The sequence below is a fragment of the Candidatus Chlorobium masyuteum genome, from assembly GCF_011601315.1.
Classification (GTDB): Bacteria; Bacteroidota; Chlorobiia; order Chlorobiales; family Chlorobiaceae; genus Chlorobium; species Chlorobium masyuteum.
The window spans coordinates 94,902-112,848 of record NZ_JAAORA010000004.1; the positions used below are offsets into that span (position 1 = coordinate 94,902).

Genomic DNA, 17,947 nt, shown 5'->3' on the forward strand with positions numbered 1-17,947 from the left:
CGACAGAAGAATGTACAAGATCGTATCCATACCGGGTGATGGTATCGGCCCGGAAGTCGTTGCAGGAGCTGTTTCAGTCTTGAAGCAGCTCTCGAAAAAACATGGTTTTGAAGTAGTGATAGAAGAGCATCCGTTCGGCGGAGCATCCTATGACCTGCATGGCGAGATGCTTACAAATGCAACGCTTGAGGCATGCAAAAAGTGTGATGCGGTACTGCTTGGCGCAGTCGGCGGCCCTAAATGGGAAAAACTTCTGCACGAACACAAACCGGAAGCCGCTCTGCTTAAAATCCGCAAGGAGCTTGAGCTGTTTGCAAACCTCAGACCGGCAAAAGTCTACGATGCACTGCTTGACGCATCATCGCTCAAGGCTGAAGTGGTTCAGGGGACAGATTTTCTTGTCTTCAGAGAGCTTACCGGCGGCATCTATTTCGGTCAGCCTCGCGGATTCGATGAGAACCGGGGCTGGAACACCATGGTCTACGAGCGCTATGAAGTGGAGCGTATTGCCCGGCTCGCCTTTGAAGCTGCCCGGAAACGCAAGGGAAAAGTGATCTCCATCGACAAGGCCAACGTACTTGAAGTTTCCCAGTTCTGGAGAAATGTGGTGCATGAAATCCACAAGGAGTACGCTGACGTTGAATTGAGCGATATGTATGTCGATAATGCAGCCATGCAGATTGTTCGTAACCCGAAACAGTTTGATGTTATTGTCACCAGCAACCTCTTCGGCGACATTCTGAGCGACATCGCGGGCATGATTACCGGAAGCCTCGGCATGCTCCCTTCGGCAAGCATCGGCAAAACCTATGCCCTCTATGAGCCGATTCACGGCAGCGCTCCCGATATTGCAGGTCGTAACATTGCGAACCCGATTGCCACCATTGCTTCCGTTGCCATGATGTTTGAACACAGCCTTAACCGACCGGAAATTGCCCGCGAGATTGAAGCGGCTATTGAGGCAACGCTTGCAGCGGGACTGCGGACGGCTGATATTTCGGCTCCCGGAGAGAAAACAGTCTCGACAACAGAGATGACAGAGGCAATTGTCCGCCATCTTGGCGCCTGAACAACCTATAGGCGGAGAGAATTCGGTGAAAGAGAAGATTCTGGTATTTGACACAACACTGCGCGACGGGGAGCAATCACCCGGCGCATCGTTGAATGTGCAGGAGAAGGTGGAGATTGCCCGGCAGCTTGAAAAACTCGGCGTCGACGTCATAGAGGCCGGTTTTCCTGCCTCATCTCCCCTGCAGCTTGATGCAGTACAGCGTGTCGGAGCAGAGTCGGGCAAGATTGTGGCTGCCCTTGCAAGAGCGGTTGAAGGCGACATAACTGCTGCATGGAAGGCCCTGCAGCAGGCGCGCAAGCCTCGCATACACACCTTCATCGGCACGTCCGATATTCATATTTCCGGAAAATTCGGCAGCGAGCGCTACGGACTTACCCTGCAGGAGAAGCGCAAAACCATTCTCAAAATGGCGGCTGATGCTGTCGCCTTTGCAAAAACCTTTACCAAAGATATTGAGTTTTCCGCTGAAGATGCCGGTCGTACCGATCCCGGCTATCTGGCAGAGATAATTGAAGCGGTTATTTCGGCCGGTGCCACAACGGTCAATATTCCCGATACAACCGGCTACACCTGGCCTTCAGAGTTCGGAGAGAAAATCGAGCGTCTCCGAAAGAGTGTACCCAACATCGGAGATGCAGTCATCAGTGTCCACTGCCATAACGACCTTGGTCTTGCTGTAGCCAACACCCTCAGCGCCATTCAGCATGGGGCTCGCCAGGTGGAGTGTTCCATGAACGGCATTGGAGAGCGTGCCGGAAATGCCTCACTTGAGGAGATTGTGATGGCCCTTAAAGTCCGCAGTGACCTGCATAACTTCTGCACCGGAGTCGTCACCGAAGAGCTCTACAACACGAGCCGTATGGTATCCACCTTTACGGGTATTATTATCCAGCCCAACAAGGCGATTGTGGGCGATAACGCATTCTCTCACGAGTCCGGCATTCATCAGGACGGTATGCTTAAAAACCGTGAGACCTATGAGGTGATGACACCCGAATCGGTAGGTGTACCCCGGACAAGCATTGTGCTTGGTCGCCACTCCGGAAAGCATGGATTGCAGTCCCGTCTTCTTGCTCTCGGCTACAAACTGCAGGATGCCGAGCTTGAAGCTGTTTACCGGCGCTTCGTTGATATTGCCGACAAAAAGAAAGAGGTCTACGATGACGATCTCCGAGTGCTGATGGGCGATGAACTGACCAGACCCGGAAGCGCTTTTGAACTCGACTACATGCATATCAACAGCGGTACCGCTTCGATTCCGACGGCAACAGTCCGAATAAAACACAACGAACAGGTGTATGAAGAGTCGGCAACCGGTGATGGCCCGGTTGATGCCTGTTTCAGGGCCATTGAGCGGGCGCTTGGTCTGGAATCGATGGTTACCTCCTACTCGGTCCGTTCAACAACCGCCGGCCGCCAGGCTCTCGGCGAAGCACTGGTACGCATCAGGGACCGTACTATATCCTTTAACGGAAGAGGGGTTTCGACCGATATTATTGAAGCCAGTGCCAAAGCCTACCTCCAGGCTCTCGGCCTTCGCCAGCATCATTTTGAAAACAACTCATCAGAAACCATAGATAACGGGGTTTAAGAAACCATGCAACAAACCATAACCCAGAAGATCCTTTCGAGGGCAGCCAACCGCAAATTTGTCGATGCGGGAGAGAGCGTATGGCTGAATGTCGACATCCTGCTTACCCATGATGTCTGCGGCCCTCCGACTTTTGATATTTTCAAGCAGGAGTTCGGACCGGACGCCAAAGTGTGGGATCCGCAAAAAGTTGTCGTGCTGCCCGACCACTATATTTTCACAGCCAACGAGCATGCCCATCGCAACATCGATCTGTTGCGCCAGTTTGCCGCCGAGCAGCATCTTCCCCACTACTATGATGTCGGCTCCGATCGCTACAAGGGCGTCTGCCATGTCGCCCTGGCTGAGGAGGGATTCAATATTCCCGGTACCGTACTCTTCGGAACTGATTCGCACACCTGTACCTCTGGCGCATTCGGCATGTTCGGTACCGGTATCGGCAACACTGATGCCGCATTCATTCTCGGCACCGGCAAACTCTGGGAAAAGGTCCCTGAATCCATCAAGTTCACCTTTGATGGAGTGATGCCCGAATATCTCACGGCAAAAGACCTGATTTTGCAGATTCTCGGCGATATCACTACCGATGGAGCTACCTACAAGGCAATGGAGTTCGACGGAGAGGCAATTTTTTCACTTCCGATGGAGGAGAGAATGACCCTCACCAATATGGCAATTGAAGCCGGAGGCATGAACGGCATCATTGCTGCCGACAGTGTCGCCGAGAGCTATGTCAGGGCAAGAAGCCAGAAGCCCTACGAGATTTTCCGGAGCGATCCTGATGCCAAATATCACAGCAAGTATCACTACAATGTCCGTGAACTTGAGCCGGTTGTTGCCCAGCCGCACAGCCCCGATAACCGCGCCACTGTCAGAAGTGTCCAGGGAACGAAAATAACCAAGTCCTACATTGGATCCTGCACCGGCGGAAAATTGACCGATTTTGTGATGGCGGCAAAGATCCTGAAGGGGAAAAAAGTATCGGTTACCACCAACATAGTACCTGCAACGGTTCTGGTTGCCAGAGCGCTTGAAACTGAGCACTATGAAGGTGTGAGCCTGAAGCAGATTTTTGAGGATGCAGGGTGCAGCATTGCCCTCCCTTCATGCGCAGCATGCCTCGGTGGTCCTTCCGATACGGTCGGCCGTTCGGTTGATAACGACCTTGTGGTATCAACCACCAACCGCAACTTCCCCGGACGCATGGGCAGCAAGCACGCCGGAGTCTACCTTGCCTCCCCGCTCACAGCGGCGGCATCAGCAGTTACAGGCAAACTCACCGATCCGAGAGATTTTCTCTGAGCGGCAGAACTGACAACTATGAACTTGTAAGGAAACAACTACCACTATGGAGACCATCATTCAGGGCAAAGCCTATGTACTGGGCAAAAATATTGATACCGACCAGATTATTCCGGCCGAACACCTGGTCTACAGCCTCTCCGACCCCGAAGAGGTAAAGCTTTACGGCAAATATGCCTTGTCGGGCGTTCCTCCCGAGCAGGGCGGACTGCCTGAAGGCAACATCCCCTTCATCCGTGAAGGAGAGTTCAGCTCCGACTACACCATTATCATTGCAGGCCCGAACTTCGGCTGCGGTTCGTCCAGGGAGCATGCTCCTTTCGCGCTGAAAGTTGCCGGTGCGAAAGCCATTATTGCGGAATCCTACGCACGGATTTTTTATCGCAACTGTGTAGACGGCGGTTTTGTTATCCCCTATGAGACGGCTGAACTGCTCAACCAGGTTATCAAGACCGGTGATGAGCTGAAAATCGATGTTAAAGCCAACACCATCGAAAACCTGAGCCGCAACGTCACCTATAAGCTCAATCCTCTCGGCGATGTCTTCAGCATCATAGAGGCTGGCGGGATTTTCGCTTATGCCCGTCAGGAAAATTTAATGGCGCAAAGCTGATTTATGAGTGTGCAATCAAGAAAAATAGAACTTTACGACACCACCCTGCGCGACGGAACGCAGGGTGAGCATATCAATCTTTCAGTTCAGGACAAGCTGCTTATTGCCGAGAAGCTCGATGAGTTCGGGATGGATTACATAGAGGGCGGATGGCCAAGCAGTAATCCCAAGGATGAAGAGTTTTTCCTCAAAGCCCGCAAGCTGGAGCTCAAACACGCAAAGCTCTGCTCTTTTGGTTCGACCGCCCGTTTTGCAAAAAGTGTTGACACTGACCCCAATCTCCTCGGCCTCCTCCAGTCAGAGACCCCTGTCATCACCATATTCGGCAAAACCTGGCAGGCCCACTCCGAAAAAAGTCTCGGAATTTCAGACGAGGAGAATGCCGAGTTGATCTTTCGTTCGGTTGCTTTCCTCAAGGGTGAAGGACGTGAAGTGTTTTTTGATGCTGAACATTTCTTTGACGGCTACAAGAACAATCAGGATTTCGCACTCAAGATGCTGCTCTCGGCGGTTCAGGGTGGAGCATCGAGAATTGTACTCTGCGACACCAATGGCGGCTCACTGCCGCATGAAGTGACCGAAATCGTCCGACACGTGCTGCAGGTTACCGGTATCCCTGTCGGGATCCATAGCCACAATGACGGAGATCTCGCCGTAGCAAACACCATCGCCGCTCTCCAGGCAGGAGCAACCCATGTTCAGGGTACCATAAACGGCATCGGTGAGCGGTGCGGCAATGCCAATCTCATCAGCATCATTCCGAATATCATGCTGAAACTTGAGGGGAACAGCACCTCCGTAAACAATCTCGGCAAGCTGACACAGCTCTCCAAGTTTGTCTACGAGATTCTCAATATGCCTTCTAACACAAGAGCCCCCTTTGTTGGGAAATCAGCCTTTGCACATAAGGGGGGCATACACGTCAGCGCCGTCATGAAAGAGAGTTCGCTCTACGAGCATATCGACCCTGCTCTTGTTGGCAACCGCCAGAGGGTTCTGGTTTCGGAACTTGCCGGTCAGAGCAACATCCGCTACAAGGCCCAGGAGCTCGGGATTGCTATTCCCGAAAAAAGTGATGTTATCAAGAACATTGTCAACCATGTCAAGGAGCTCGAACACAAAGGGTACCAGTTTGACGGAGCTGAAGCCTCGTTCGAACTGATCCTTCAGAAAGAGCTTGGCAGCTTTAAACCGTTCTTTGAGGTAGTTGAAACCAAGGTGCATATTGAATCCGGAAAGGGTGCCAAAAATGTCGATCAGGCCGTTCTCAAGGTGATGGTTGGCGGTGAGATCGAGCATATTGCCGCTGACGGAGACGGTCCGGTGAACGCACTTGACAAAGCTCTTCGCAAGGCACTGATCCATTTTTATCCTGAAATAAAAGCCATCAAGCTGATCGACTACAAGGTCCGTGTGCTTGAAGAGAAACGGGGCACCAGCGCCAAAGTGAGAGTGCTGATTGAAAGCAGTAATGGCCGGAACACCTGGGGCACAGTCGGCGTTTCAACCAACATCATCGAAGCAAGCCTTCTGGCTCTTCAGGACAGTATGAACTACCACCTCTTCACCGTTAAAGCTGCTCTCCCCGCAGCTGAATCCCCTTTACCTCAGACCTGAACGAAATGAATTTCAGCAGCACTGCCAGGGTACTGCTGAAATTCCCTGAACGATAAACCTTCTCATCCCGCCAACAAATCAACAACAGTATTGACACAAATCTGTTTTTGCGTCTTACTCATTTTCTGTACCTTAAAATATTACTCTTATTTTACAACTCTACACCAAAACAGATTACTATTACTATAGTCAACTATGCGCATCCACGATCTGGACCCGGAGAATAGGCCCCGGGAGCGTTTTCTCACCACCGGACCGGCGTCACTCAGCCCCGCTGAACTTCTGGCGATTATCCTGCGATCAGGCACAAAAAATCATAACATTGTAGACACCTGCAATGAGCTCATAGCCCGTGTAGGACTCGAAAAGCTTTGCGATGTAACAATCAGTGAGTTGCAGAAAACAAAGGGAATCGGACAGGCAAAGGCGATGCAGATTGTAGCAATCTTTGAGTTGAACAAACGGCTGCATTACAGTCGCAATCAGAACAAAAAGATTCAGGCGGCAAGGGATGTATTTGAGTATATGACAGGGAGGATTCCTGACGAGAAAAAAGAGCACCTCTTTGTTCTGCACTTGAACACCAAAAACCAGATCATCAAAAGTGAGCTTGTCTCAGTCGGGACATTGAACGCATCACTTATCCACCCCAGAGAGGTATTTAAAGCCGCTATAAGAGAGAGTGCCCATGCTATCATTTTAGTACATAACCACCCGTCAGGAGATGTTGAACCAAGCAATGCAGACCGGCAGGTCACCTCTCTTCTCAAAGAGGCGAGCGCACTCATCCAGATCGATCTCCTTGATCACATCATCATTGGCAATACAGGCTGGTTCAGCTTCAGGGAGAACTCCCTGCTTGCATAAAACAGGAGCACGTTAGCCATATGACTGAATCTGCGGATGCTGCTCCTCAGACTGACTGATGCCGGAAATATCGCGAACATTCTTTGCCTGCAATCCTTTCTGGGTTGTATCAAGCTCGAAATCCACTTCGGCATCCTGGTTCAGCACCTTGAAACTCTGCTCTGAAAGAATGGCAGAAAAATGAACGAAAATATCCTCACCGCCATCCGGATTCAAAATAAAGCCATAGCCCTTTTTGCCGTCAAACCATTTCACCTTACTGATTGCCATGATAAATAGTGTGATTTATCATTATGAGGAAAAATCCATACCGTTTTTTCGTCCGCCTATCACTTTGAATTACAAAGCAATATACACAAAACCCTCAATCAAGCCATATAAAACCTTTAGATAACACCATCATATTACGTCAATCTATTCATATAAACAAACGAATTTCACATAAACCACAAAAACAATACCTTGAAAACAGACTTTTCGCCTCCAAATTCTGCTCATAAAACAATCGAAATATCCGTATAGAGCAGTGATGGATGTGCTGTTGTGCCGATAAGGGCAACAAGCAGTGCATTAGCACTCCCGTTTCCATCTGAATCGTAATAGAGTTTGCCGGTTGTTGCATCGTAAACGATTCTGTCGTCACTGTCATGACCAACCGTTGCTCCGGCTTCTGACCAAAATTCTGCAGAGCTGAGCAAGCCGCCTTCAGAGCTTGTTATCGAGGAATAGCTTCCTTTGCTGAATGCCAGCACATCTGAGCCCGACTGGAAATCAAGAATGGTGTCACTATTGATTGGTGCCTGCTGGTGAGAATCAAAGACAAAGGTATCTGCACCCGATCCACCAGTATAGGTATCGCTATAGGCGGTCCCGTTCAAGGTATTGCTTCCTGCATTTCCGGTAATGAGAAGGCCGTTCAACACTCCGGATGCATCAATATTCAGTGCCGTTGTCCCGGTAGCTGTCACGCGTTCAATACCCCGGTCTCCTGCATAGAGAGTCAGGGTATCATTTGCTGTAGTTGAGCCAAACCTCACATCATCATTGCCTGTTGTTCCAGTATCGGAAAATTCGGCAGAAGTATGTTCGTCAGAAGAGAAGATGTGATAGATATCCGAGCCATTTCCGCCATTGAGAATATCATTCCCTTTTCCTCCATAAAGAACGTCGTTATAGGCGGTACCGGTCAATATATTGGCTCCGGCATTTCCGGTAATAACAAGCGGATTCAAAACTGCTGATGCATCAACATTCAGGGATGTAGTCCCGGTTGTCACTCCGGTAATGCCAATTCCAGTACCGATCACAACACGCTCTATACCGGTTTCCCCGGCAAAGAGGGTCAGAGTATCATGTTCAATTGTTGAGGCAAAGCGGACTTCATCGGAACCCGTGGCTCCGGTATCGGCAATTTCTGCGGCAAAATGATCTCCTGCCCTATTAACGATATAGATATCCGAACCATTTCCGCCATTCAGATAATTCAGTGCTGCACTGCCGATAAGCACATCGTTACCGGAACCTCCAACCGCTCTTTCAATCGTGCAGTCAAAAGCGATGGCAACATTCTCAGTCATACCGCTTAAAGAAGAGTAGGTACCTGGATTCAGATTGATAATCTGCTGTGTTGTAAAGCCGGAGCAATCAATGGTATCCATTCCGCCAGCATCCCAGATGGTAAAAATCGGTGCGGTATTGGAGGTAAAATCATAAATCGCTCTTTCGGAATCAGTTAAAGCAAGATTGCAGTTGAATCCATATACGGTGTCCCCGGCTCGGGTTACCGTATCTGCACCATGCAGCGCCTGAATGGCAGCAATATCGTAGAGCATCGGAGTCTGGGGAAATATAAAGGAGGAATAGGTGCCATCCGGATACCAGCCATACCCTGGCAAATATCCCCCGAAATAGGACATAACCGTATATTTACGATTATCCTCCGCGAATGCCGCGTTATTCTGATAGGTAATAGTCCCTCCATTTCCTGCATCGTATACGCCGGGATGAGAGAGACCAAGAGCATGTCCTATCTCATGGATCATGGTAAACAAGCCATAACTGCCCAGACTCATACCGATATCACTATTGGAGCTCCAGGCAGAGCTTAACCAGATCTGTTCTGCGGTTATGGAAAAGTTTTGGGTTACCGTATCCACGGTACCAAAACTTATGGTATAGGTCCCCCCCCCGGTGTTACTCGAATAGTTCAGCGTAATATTGGCTGATGGGTCTGCAATTTGAACCAGCCGATGGTCAGCTCCCGATGATTTGGCCATGATGTCATCAAGCAGCTGAAAAGAGAGCCTGGCGGTTGCAACCTGGAGCGCTGACATCTGAACCAGACTGGAACCTCCTTCTGAAGGGGTAAAACCGGCAACATTGGTCGGTGTCCCCTCATTGATTGCATAGGAAATTGAGGATAAATCAGCTGGCCAGGTAAAGGTATAACCGGTAAGTCCGCTACCCCAGGACGTGGTAAGTTGCGTAACAATCTGGCTCGTGGTCAAGGCATCATTTGTGCCCGTTATCGTTACCGTTACGATCTCCGTTGTTCCGTCTACTGTCGATACCGTAAAACTTTCTACAAGTGTATCACCCGCATTCAAATAGTCGAAGGCACTGTTGGCTGCATAACTCCACAGTCCGGCATCATCGATGCTGAAACTGCCATTGAGGCCTCCTGTATTGGTTTGAACAACAAAGAGAGCCGGATTATCTACATCAGTAACCGTAAGATGGCCTGTTGCTGTGATCGGCACATTGGTCTCGGCTACACTGGCACTAAAGTCGCCACTTATGACCGCCGCATCATTCGTACCCATTATCGCCAGCATCACAATCTGTGACGTCCCGTCTGCACTCTCAACCGAAAAACTCTCAACGAGCGAATCTCCTTCATTCAGGTAGTCGAACGCACTGCTGGAGGAATAACTCCAAAATCCGTCACCATCAATACTGAATCTGCCATTGACACCTGCATTGTCAGTTTGAATAACAAAGAGAGCAGGATTATCTACATCGGTCACCGTAAGATGACCCGTTGCCGTAACGATATCATTTGTCTCGGCTACACTGGCACTGAAATCACCGCTTATGACCGCTGCATCATTCGTGCCGTTTATCGTTACCGTTACCACTTCCGACGTGCCGTCTACCGTCGTTACCGTGAAGCTTTCCGTCACGCTGCTGCCAACATTCAGACCATCAAACGCACTGTTTGCACTGTAAATCCATACTCCATCGGTCCCGATGCTGAACGTGCCGTTCGTTCCCGCTACATCCGTCTGCGCCACAAAGGCCGATGAGCTATCAACGTCCGTCGCACTCAACGTGCCCGTCGCCATTATCGCCGCATCACCCTCATCCGCACTGGTACGCAAACTCCCCGTTATCACGGCTGCGTCATTCGTGCCCGTTATCGTCACCGTTACCAGATCACTTGTACCGTCAATAGTCGATACCGCAAAACTTTCGGTGAGTGTATCACCGACATTCAGGTTATCAAAGGTACTGCCTGCCCTGAAATCCCAGGCTCCGTCAATTCCGATACTGAAGACGCCCAGATTTCCCGTAGTGCTGCTCTGTGCAACAAAAGCAAACGAGCTATCTATATCGGTCACCGTGAGCTGGCCCATAGTGGTGATTGCCGCATCCGTTTCAGCGACACTGGCACTGAAATCACCCGTCACGACAGAGGCATCATCGGTTCCCTCTATGGTCACCTTCACAAACTCCGATGTACCGTCTACAGTCGATACCGAGAAGCTTTCCGTTACCGTTTCACCGACGTTCAGGCTGTCGAAGGCACTGTTTGCCCTGTAGTGCCACACCCCGTCCATCCCGATACTGAATGCACCCGTCAACCCCATGACACCATTTTGCGCTACAAAGATCGAAGGGTTGTCCACGTCCATTGCTCTCAATCTGCCGGTGATCGAAACTGCGGCATTCGTCTCAAATACCGTAGAGCTCAAATCTCCCGTTATTATCGCTGCATCGTTCGCTCCCGTTATCGTAACCGACACAACCTGCGATGTACCATCCGAAGTGAATACTGAAAAGAAATCCTTTACCTTGCCCCCGGCATTCAGTCCATCGAACGCACTGTTAGCTGTGTAACTCCAGATGCCATCCGTTCCGATACTGAATGTTCCTGTCCGCCCCTTGCTTTCACTTTGCGCGACAAATGCGGCCGGGTTATCAACATCATTAACCAGTAATCTGCCCATAACCGTTATGGCCGCATTCGTCTCGACGAAACTTGCACTTGAGTCACCGGTTATTACCGCTGCATCGTTCGTGCCGGCTATCGTAACCGTCACCAGCTCTGACGTACCATCTACCGTCGATACCGTAAAGCTCTCTGTGACGGTATCACCAATATTCAGGCTGTCAAATGCACTGCCGGCCCTGTAGCTCCATGCTCCGTCACTACCCATATCGAATACGCCGTACATGCCCGTAATGCCGCTCTGTGCTGAAAATATGGCCGGGTTGTCGATATCGACCGCCGAAAGCCTCCCCGTTGCTGTTATCAGAGCATTCGACTCCAACACATTTGCGCTGAAGTCGCCCGAGATGACTGCAGCATCATTAGTGCCGGTTATGGTCACCGTCACCACTTCCGTCATACCGTCCACGGTCGAAACCGTAAAGGACTCTTTTACGGTTTCGCCAACATTCAGTCCGTCAAAAACACTGTTTGCAGTAAAGTTCCACAACCCGTCCGCTCCGATACTGAATATCCCCGTACTCCCAACCCTGCCGCTCTCTGCAACAAAAGGGAGAGGGTTGGAGGCAACCGAAAGATTGCCCGTAGCTGTAATAAAGGTATTCGACTCCAACACACTTGCATTGATGTCGCCGGTTATGATTGCAGCACTCTTTGTGCCTGATGATGACAATACCGGTACACTTTCAGCAACTGAACCACCGTCCGGCAGAATTTCGTTCGTACCGGTTATCGTAACGGTCACAACTTCAGTTGTCCCGTCAACTGCTGAAACAATGAAGTTTTCGGTGAGGACCTCTCCAGTGTTGAGTTCATCAAATGCACTGTTGGCTATGTAGCTCCAGAATCCGGAATCATCAACACTGAATCTGCCATAGATACCCCCGGTATCGGTCTGAACCACAAAGAGAGCCTGATTATCTATATCGGCAACAGCAAGTTGACCCGTGACCGTGACTGGCACATCTGTCTCGACTATAGTGGCACTGATATCACCACGTATAACCGCAGCATCATTGGCACCATTTATCGTCACCGTAACAATATGTGTTGTACCGTCTACCGTTGAAACTGTAAAATTTTCTATTACCGAGTCTCCGACATTCAGAGAGTCAAACGCACTGTTTGCCGTGTAACTCCAGACACCGTTCGTCCCGATACTGAACGTTCCGTTGGTGCCGATGACTCCGCTCTGCGCTGTAAATGCTGATATATTGTCTACGTCCGCGGAAATCAACGTACCGCCTGTCGTTATTGCGGCATCCGTCTCCGACAGAGTCTTACTACTCGTTCCCGTTATGATCGCCGCATCATTGGTGCCGGTTATCCTCACCCTTACAACCTGCGTTGTACCATCTCTCATCGTTACACAAAAGCGTTCTGTTATCGACTCTCCGACATTCAGCTCATTAAACGCGCTGTTCGCCGTGAACGTCCACTCGCCGTTCGTGCCGATAGTGAACGTACCCGTACGTCCGACAGTAGCCGTCTGTTCGATAAATGACAAGGAGCTCTCCTTGTTATTTATTATCAACGTGCCTCTGGTCGATAACGAAACGTTCGTCTCCTCAATAATCGCCCGGCTAATCCCGAAGATGCCTGCATGGTCATACCTGCCATGACTGAGACCATCTGAGCTAGTATAATTATGATGCCATACATTAGTTGAATGGCTCCGCTCTGCAACATTGCTCATGTTCACGTTGCCAGGTTGCGTTGTACCGGATAAAAGCGTTTTGTCCATGATGATGTATTGCTTTGGGCTCTCTGAAAAATGAACTTGTAGCGTAATTCGATCTTTACTGCTTTAAAAAATCCCTGCCTACCATAACGGTAAGAGAACAAATGCTGTTCAAATAGCCTGTTGTCATCATGAATCCATCAAGCGCTCATCAATACTTCCTGCGGCATCCTGCCTTGAAAAAAGCCCGGGTATAACCATCTTTACATCATCATTTTTCATCGAAAACAACTATCCAAAAACAGGAACACATAAAAAAAATCAATAAAAACACCATAAATACACCGCATAATAGGGCAAAAAAATTCGCCGGTAATCGTACTGAAACCGAAAACGTTGTACGACTAATTCCGGTAATCTCAAAAACAGTGATCAGAACCGCCTGCTCAACTCATGCACAGATTGCTGTTTTCAAAACCTGAACCTGATTGACGCTCTCTAAGAAGATAATAAGGCTTTATATGTTAACAGTGTGTTAACAGTTTACCGACAAGCGTCACTCTGATTCATCAAAGCCCCCTATTGATACAAAAGCATCTCGTACCGTTTGGACTCCTGACCGCTGCTTCATAATGACTTATAACCTGAATTGGCCTGCCTCTCTTCAGCATACCATCTCAGTCAAGTAGCAGTAAATCCCGTCATATCACAATAAAGTCTGTATTATCAATGGTCGGCAAACCGGATAGATACGCAATCTTTACTGCGTCGCCCGATCCATTGCCATCGGCATCATAGAACAGGTCACCCGCGGTAACATCGTAGATGATCCTGTCGTCACTATCATGGGCTGCGCTTCCAGTATAAAATTCAGCAGCACTCAACTCTCCGGAAGAGGTCAATGCGTCAAAAACGAATCCCGACAGATTAATTTTGTCCTCCCAATGAGTGAAATCTGTGATCGTATCAACATTGTTGATTGGGTCAGGTGTGGCATCAAAGATGAAAACATCACTGCCCAAGCCACCGGTCAATGTGTCATTACCGGGTCCGCCGCTGATGGTGTCGTCAAAGTTGGTGCCCGTAAAAGTATTATCACTCGAATCACCGACAACTAACCCATAAGCCATAAAATTGGTATTGTCAATTAGAGGGGCACCGGTTAATGTTGCAATCTTCTCTGCTGCCCCCGAATCACTGCCATCGGCATCGTAGAACAGGTCACCAGTGGTATCATCGTAGATGATCCGATGGGATAGTTCCTGGGCTGCGGATCCAATATAAAATGCATCAGCACTCAATTCACCAAGGGTCAATGTAGCATAAACAGAGAGCGATAGATAGAGCTTATCATCAGCAGGATTGAAATCTGTGATCGTATCGACATTGTTGACGATGTCGGGTGGGGTATCAAAGACAAAAGCATCATTGCCCAAGCCGCCGGTCAAGGAGTCATTGCCCCAGCCCCCGTTAAGGGCGTCCGCATTATCTGTACCGGTCAGGGAGTTAACATTGTATGTATCAACAATGGACTCGTATGTGCCATGAATCGCAACCTTCAGCCACACATCAGTTGCCGCTAGATCGAGATTATCTACGGCTGACAACAAGAGATAGTCATAAACAACATCTCCGATATTCAGAAGGTTGTTCGCATCGTTGGTCGTGAAGGTCCAGTGTCCGTCAGTGGCAATGCTGAATATGCCATATCCATTCACGCCTGCAACATCTGTCTGCTCCCCAAAGACTGCGGTACCATCATAATCATTCACATACAGCAGACCGGTTTTTGTAATGGTACTATCTGTTTCATGAACGTTCACCTCAATCTCGCCAGTGATTTCCGGAGCATCATTGATGCCCGTTATATTGATCGTCACAGTCGAACTCGCGTTTAGTGTCGTTGTAACAATGAAACTCTCACAGTATATCGATCCGTCAACAAACTCTCTGTGCGCACTGTTCATATCATAGCTCCATGCTCCATTCATATCAACACTGAACGTGCCATAACTACCTGACTGCTGGGTCATAGTAATAAAAGTACCGCCGCCACCTAACTGACCGCTCGTACTCAATGCTTCACCCGCCTGCGTTAACGCTGCAGTCACATCCACAAGCCCTGATTCGTCTGTACCGTTAATAATGATCGTGACGGTGGTCGTTGTATGGTCGGCACTTGTTACCGTAAAGATGTCGGTATATGACTCTCCAGAATTCAGCTCATTAAACGCACTGTTTGCGGTATATGTCCATACACCGGCTTCCGTTATACTGAATTTGCCATGACTGCCTGCTGTATCCGATTGCGTAACAAAGGTCGACTCCCCTGTATCCGGATCATTAATGGTGATCGATTCACTAATGACAAGAGGTAAATCCGTCTCATCACGCGAAACAGTTGGAGCGGGCAGTATAGCCGCATCATTTCTACCCTGGATAGTAACCGTCACAACCTTGCTTGCCGTGCCGTCACTGCTTACTGCCGTAAAGCTATCGGTCAATGTTGAAGAAGCTCCGAGAGACTGAACAGATGAATTATTGACCGAGTAGGTCCACGCTCCTGAATTGCTGAGCGTAAACACACCATAGGTACCCGTATTTTCCGGTATCCTGAAGAGAGACTGACCGGAATCAGGATCATTGAGCGTAAGTGATCCGCTCGCATTCAGCATACCGCCTGTGACCGAAACATCTTCCGTCACCGTACCTGTACTCGTTCCGCCTATCGTCGCAGTATCGTTCGTTCCCGTTATCGTTATTGTCACAACAGCTGAGGTACCATCAACGGTCCCTATCGAAAAACTGTCAACCAGTGAAGAGCCTGCACCAAGGTAATCAAACGCATCATTAGCTGTATAACTCCAAACGCCCTGTGCTGTTATGCTGAACGTGCCGTATGCGCTGAACAGCGGCTCCGAAGGGACGATCACATCATTTGAATTATCTACGTCGTTTACCGTCAACGTACCGTCTGTTGTTATTGCCGCATCCGTCTCGGCTACACTGGAACTGAAGTCGCCGGTTATGACCGCCGCATCGTTTGTACCTTCTATTGTCACCATTACTACTGCTGCCGTGCTGGCTGTAGTCAGAACACTAAAGCTATCCGTATAATTCTGACCTGCTATGAACTCATTGTGTGCATTGCTTGCTGTATATGTCCATTCTCCATTCGTATTGATACTGAAGGTGCCGTAAGTTCCGGTTACACCATTTCTGGCGATAAAAGCCGATGAACCATCCACAATGACAGGGTTCATCGTACCGCCCGTGGTTATCGGAGAATTCGTTTCCGATACCAGCGATGTATCAACTCCCTGGGTGTAAGCCGGGTCATAGGTGCCGTTTATTGTCACCGTCACCACCTGGCTTGCCGTGCCGTCACCGCTTACTGCCGTAAAGCTGTCGACCAGAGAGGCACCATAGGCAAGCGCCTGAATCGTAGTATTCGCATTCAATGCCGTGTAGGTCCAGTTTCCATCGGAGGTCAGGGTGAATGTACCATAAAGTCCGGAAACGCTGGGACGTGCAGTAAAGACTGACTCACCGGTATCAGGATCGCTGACTGTGAGTAAACCACTTGCAACCAGTGTGTTTTGCGGAGTGACCGAAACATCTTCCGTCACCGAACCCGTGCTCGTACCCGCTATCGACGCATTATCGTTCGAGCCTGATATTATTACCGTCACCACTGTTGATGTATGATCAGCAGTTTCAACGGTAAAGCTGTCTGTATACGTTTGGCCAGATACAAACTCGTTGTGTGCACTGCCCATCGCATAGCTCCAGGCTCCATCTGTACCGATACTGAACGTACCATATGTTCTGGCGACACCACTCTGCGATATGAACAGATTATCCGTGCCATCAACATCAGCAGAATTCAACAAGCCCGTAACACTCTGGATAGCATTTGTCTCCGTAAGGTAACCGGTACTAATACCGTCGATAACCGCTGCATCATTCGTGCCCGTTATCGTCACCGTCACCAACTGCGTCGTGCCATCAGCTGTCGCTACCATGATGCTGTCCGTATAGCTCTGTCCAGCTATAAACTCGTTATGCTCACTGTTCGCAGTGTACGTCCATACGCCATTTGTGCCTATGCTGAACATACCATATGTTCTGGAAACACCACTCTGCGCCGTAAACAGATTCGCCGTACCGTCGATATCCGTTGACGTCAACGTACCTGTCGCACTCAACACGACATCACTTTCCGTCAGGCTCGCACTGCTCGTGCCGCTTATCACCGCCGCATCATTCACACCGGTTAACGTTACCGTTACCACTTTTGATGTATGGTCAGCAGCCTCTACCGTAAAGCTGTCTGTATACGTCTGACCAGCCACGAACTCATCATGCGCCCCGTTCATAGTATAATTCCAGGCACCATCCGTGGTAATGCTGAACGTACCATATGTTCTGGCTACACCACTCTGCGATATGAACAGATTAGCCGTTCCGTCGACATCGGTCGATGTCAACTGGCCCGTGGCGCTCTGTGCAGCATTCGTCTCGGTCAGAAAAGCTGAACTCTGTCCATTTATGACTGCCGCGTCGTTCGTGCCGGTTATCGTTACCGTTACCACTTCCGACGTGCCGTCTACCGTCGTTACCGTGAAGCTTTCCGTCACGCTCGTTCCGACATTCAGCTCATTAAACGCACTGTTCGCCGTGTACGTCCACTCGCCTGTCGTCCCTATGCTGAACGTGCCGTTCGTTCCCGCTACTGCCGTCTGCGCTACAAAGGCCGAGGAGCTATCGACGTCCGTCGCACTCAACGTGCCCGTCGCCGTTATCGCCGCATTCGTCTCCGATACGCTCGCACTGCTCGTGCCGCTTATGACTGCCGCGTCGTTCGTGCCGGTTATCGTTACCGTTACCACTTCCGACGTGCCGTCTACCGTCGTTACCGTGAAGCTTTCCGTCACGCTCGTTCCGACATTCAGCTCATTAAACGCACTGTT

At 49.7% G+C, this 17,947-nt stretch carries 9 protein-coding genes; 6 read left to right on the forward strand and 3 right to left on the reverse strand.

Translation table 11 applies throughout. From position 1 onward, the window contains the following. Positions 1-10 precede the first annotated feature (10 nt). From leuB to radC, 6 genes are all read left to right on the forward strand, one after another. Positions 11-1,069, forward strand: a complete 1,059-nt coding sequence (gene leuB / locus G9409_RS08525) for a 3-isopropylmalate dehydrogenase (protein WP_166808371.1) — start codon at positions 11-13, stop codon at positions 1,067-1,069. A gap of 25 nt (positions 1,070-1,094) precedes the next feature. After that, positions 1,095-2,663, forward strand: coding sequence for a 2-isopropylmalate synthase (locus G9409_RS08530; protein WP_166808372.1), 1,569 nt, complete (start codon positions 1,095-1,097; stop codon positions 2,661-2,663). Positions 2,664-2,669: 6 nt separating this feature from the next. Then, complete coding sequence (locus tag G9409_RS08535) at positions 2,670-3,965, forward strand: 3-isopropylmalate dehydratase large subunit (RefSeq protein WP_166808373.1); 1,296 nt, start codon at positions 2,670-2,672, stop codon at positions 3,963-3,965. 46 nt (positions 3,966-4,011) lie between these two features. Next, entirely contained in the window at positions 4,012-4,578 is a 567-nt protein-coding gene (locus tag G9409_RS08540) for a LeuD/DmdB family oxidoreductase small subunit (protein ID WP_166808374.1), read from the forward strand. A 3-nt stretch (positions 4,579-4,581) separates the two neighbouring features. Next, on the forward strand, positions 4,582-6,195 hold the full coding sequence (gene cimA / locus G9409_RS08545; RefSeq protein WP_166808375.1) for a citramalate synthase: 1,614 nt from the start codon (positions 4,582-4,584) through the stop codon (positions 6,193-6,195). Positions 6,196-6,390: 195 nt separating this feature from the next. Then, positions 6,391-7,062: a RadC family protein gene (gene radC / locus G9409_RS08550; protein WP_166808376.1), complete on the forward strand. Its 672-nt coding sequence runs from the start codon at positions 6,391-6,393 to the stop codon at positions 7,060-7,062. 12 nt (positions 7,063-7,074) lie between these two features. On the opposite strand, the gene G9409_RS08555 is transcribed toward radC, so the two are convergent. The 3 genes from G9409_RS08555 to G9409_RS08565 form a co-directional block, all read right to left on the reverse strand. Next, positions 7,075-7,332 (reverse strand): cold-shock protein, encoded by a 258-nt coding sequence (locus tag G9409_RS08555; RefSeq protein ID WP_006366859.1) that lies wholly within the window; start codon positions 7,330-7,332, stop codon positions 7,075-7,077. A gap of 224 nt (positions 7,333-7,556) precedes the next feature. Then, positions 7,557-13,037 carry a VCBS domain-containing protein gene (locus tag G9409_RS08560; RefSeq protein WP_328700126.1) on the reverse strand — a complete coding sequence of 1,827 codons (5,481 nt, stop codon included), beginning with the start codon at positions 13,035-13,037 and terminating at the stop codon, positions 7,557-7,559. Between the two features lie 638 nt (positions 13,038-13,675). Then, on the reverse strand, positions 13,676-17,911 hold the full coding sequence (locus G9409_RS08565; protein WP_407926795.1) for a beta strand repeat-containing protein: 4,236 nt from the start codon (positions 17,909-17,911) through the stop codon (positions 13,676-13,678). Positions 17,912-17,947: the final 36 nt, after the last annotated feature.

Bases quoted from the DNA above. Each gene is read 5' to 3' on its own strand.
- leuB (WP_166808371.1), top strand. From the start codon at position 11: ATGTACAAGATCGTATCCATACCGGGTGATGGTATCGGCCCGGAAGTC.
- G9409_RS08535 (WP_166808373.1), top strand. From the start codon at position 2,670: ATGCAACAAACCATAACCCAGAAGATCCTTTCGAGGGCAGCCAACCGC.
- G9409_RS08540 (WP_166808374.1), top strand. From the start codon at position 4,012: ATGGAGACCATCATTCAGGGCAAAGCCTATGTACTGGGCAAAAATATT.
- cimA (WP_166808375.1), top strand. From the start codon at position 4,582: ATGAGTGTGCAATCAAGAAAAATAGAACTTTACGACACCACCCTGCGC.
- radC (WP_166808376.1), top strand. From the start codon at position 6,391: ATGCGCATCCACGATCTGGACCCGGAGAATAGGCCCCGGGAGCGTTTT.
- G9409_RS08555 (WP_006366859.1), bottom strand. From the start codon at position 7,332: ATGGCAATCAGTAAGGTGAAATGGTTTGACGGCAAAAAGGGCTATGGC.
- G9409_RS08560 (WP_328700126.1), bottom strand. From the start codon at position 13,037: ATGGACAAAACGCTTTTATCCGGTACAACGCAACCTGGCAACGTGAAC.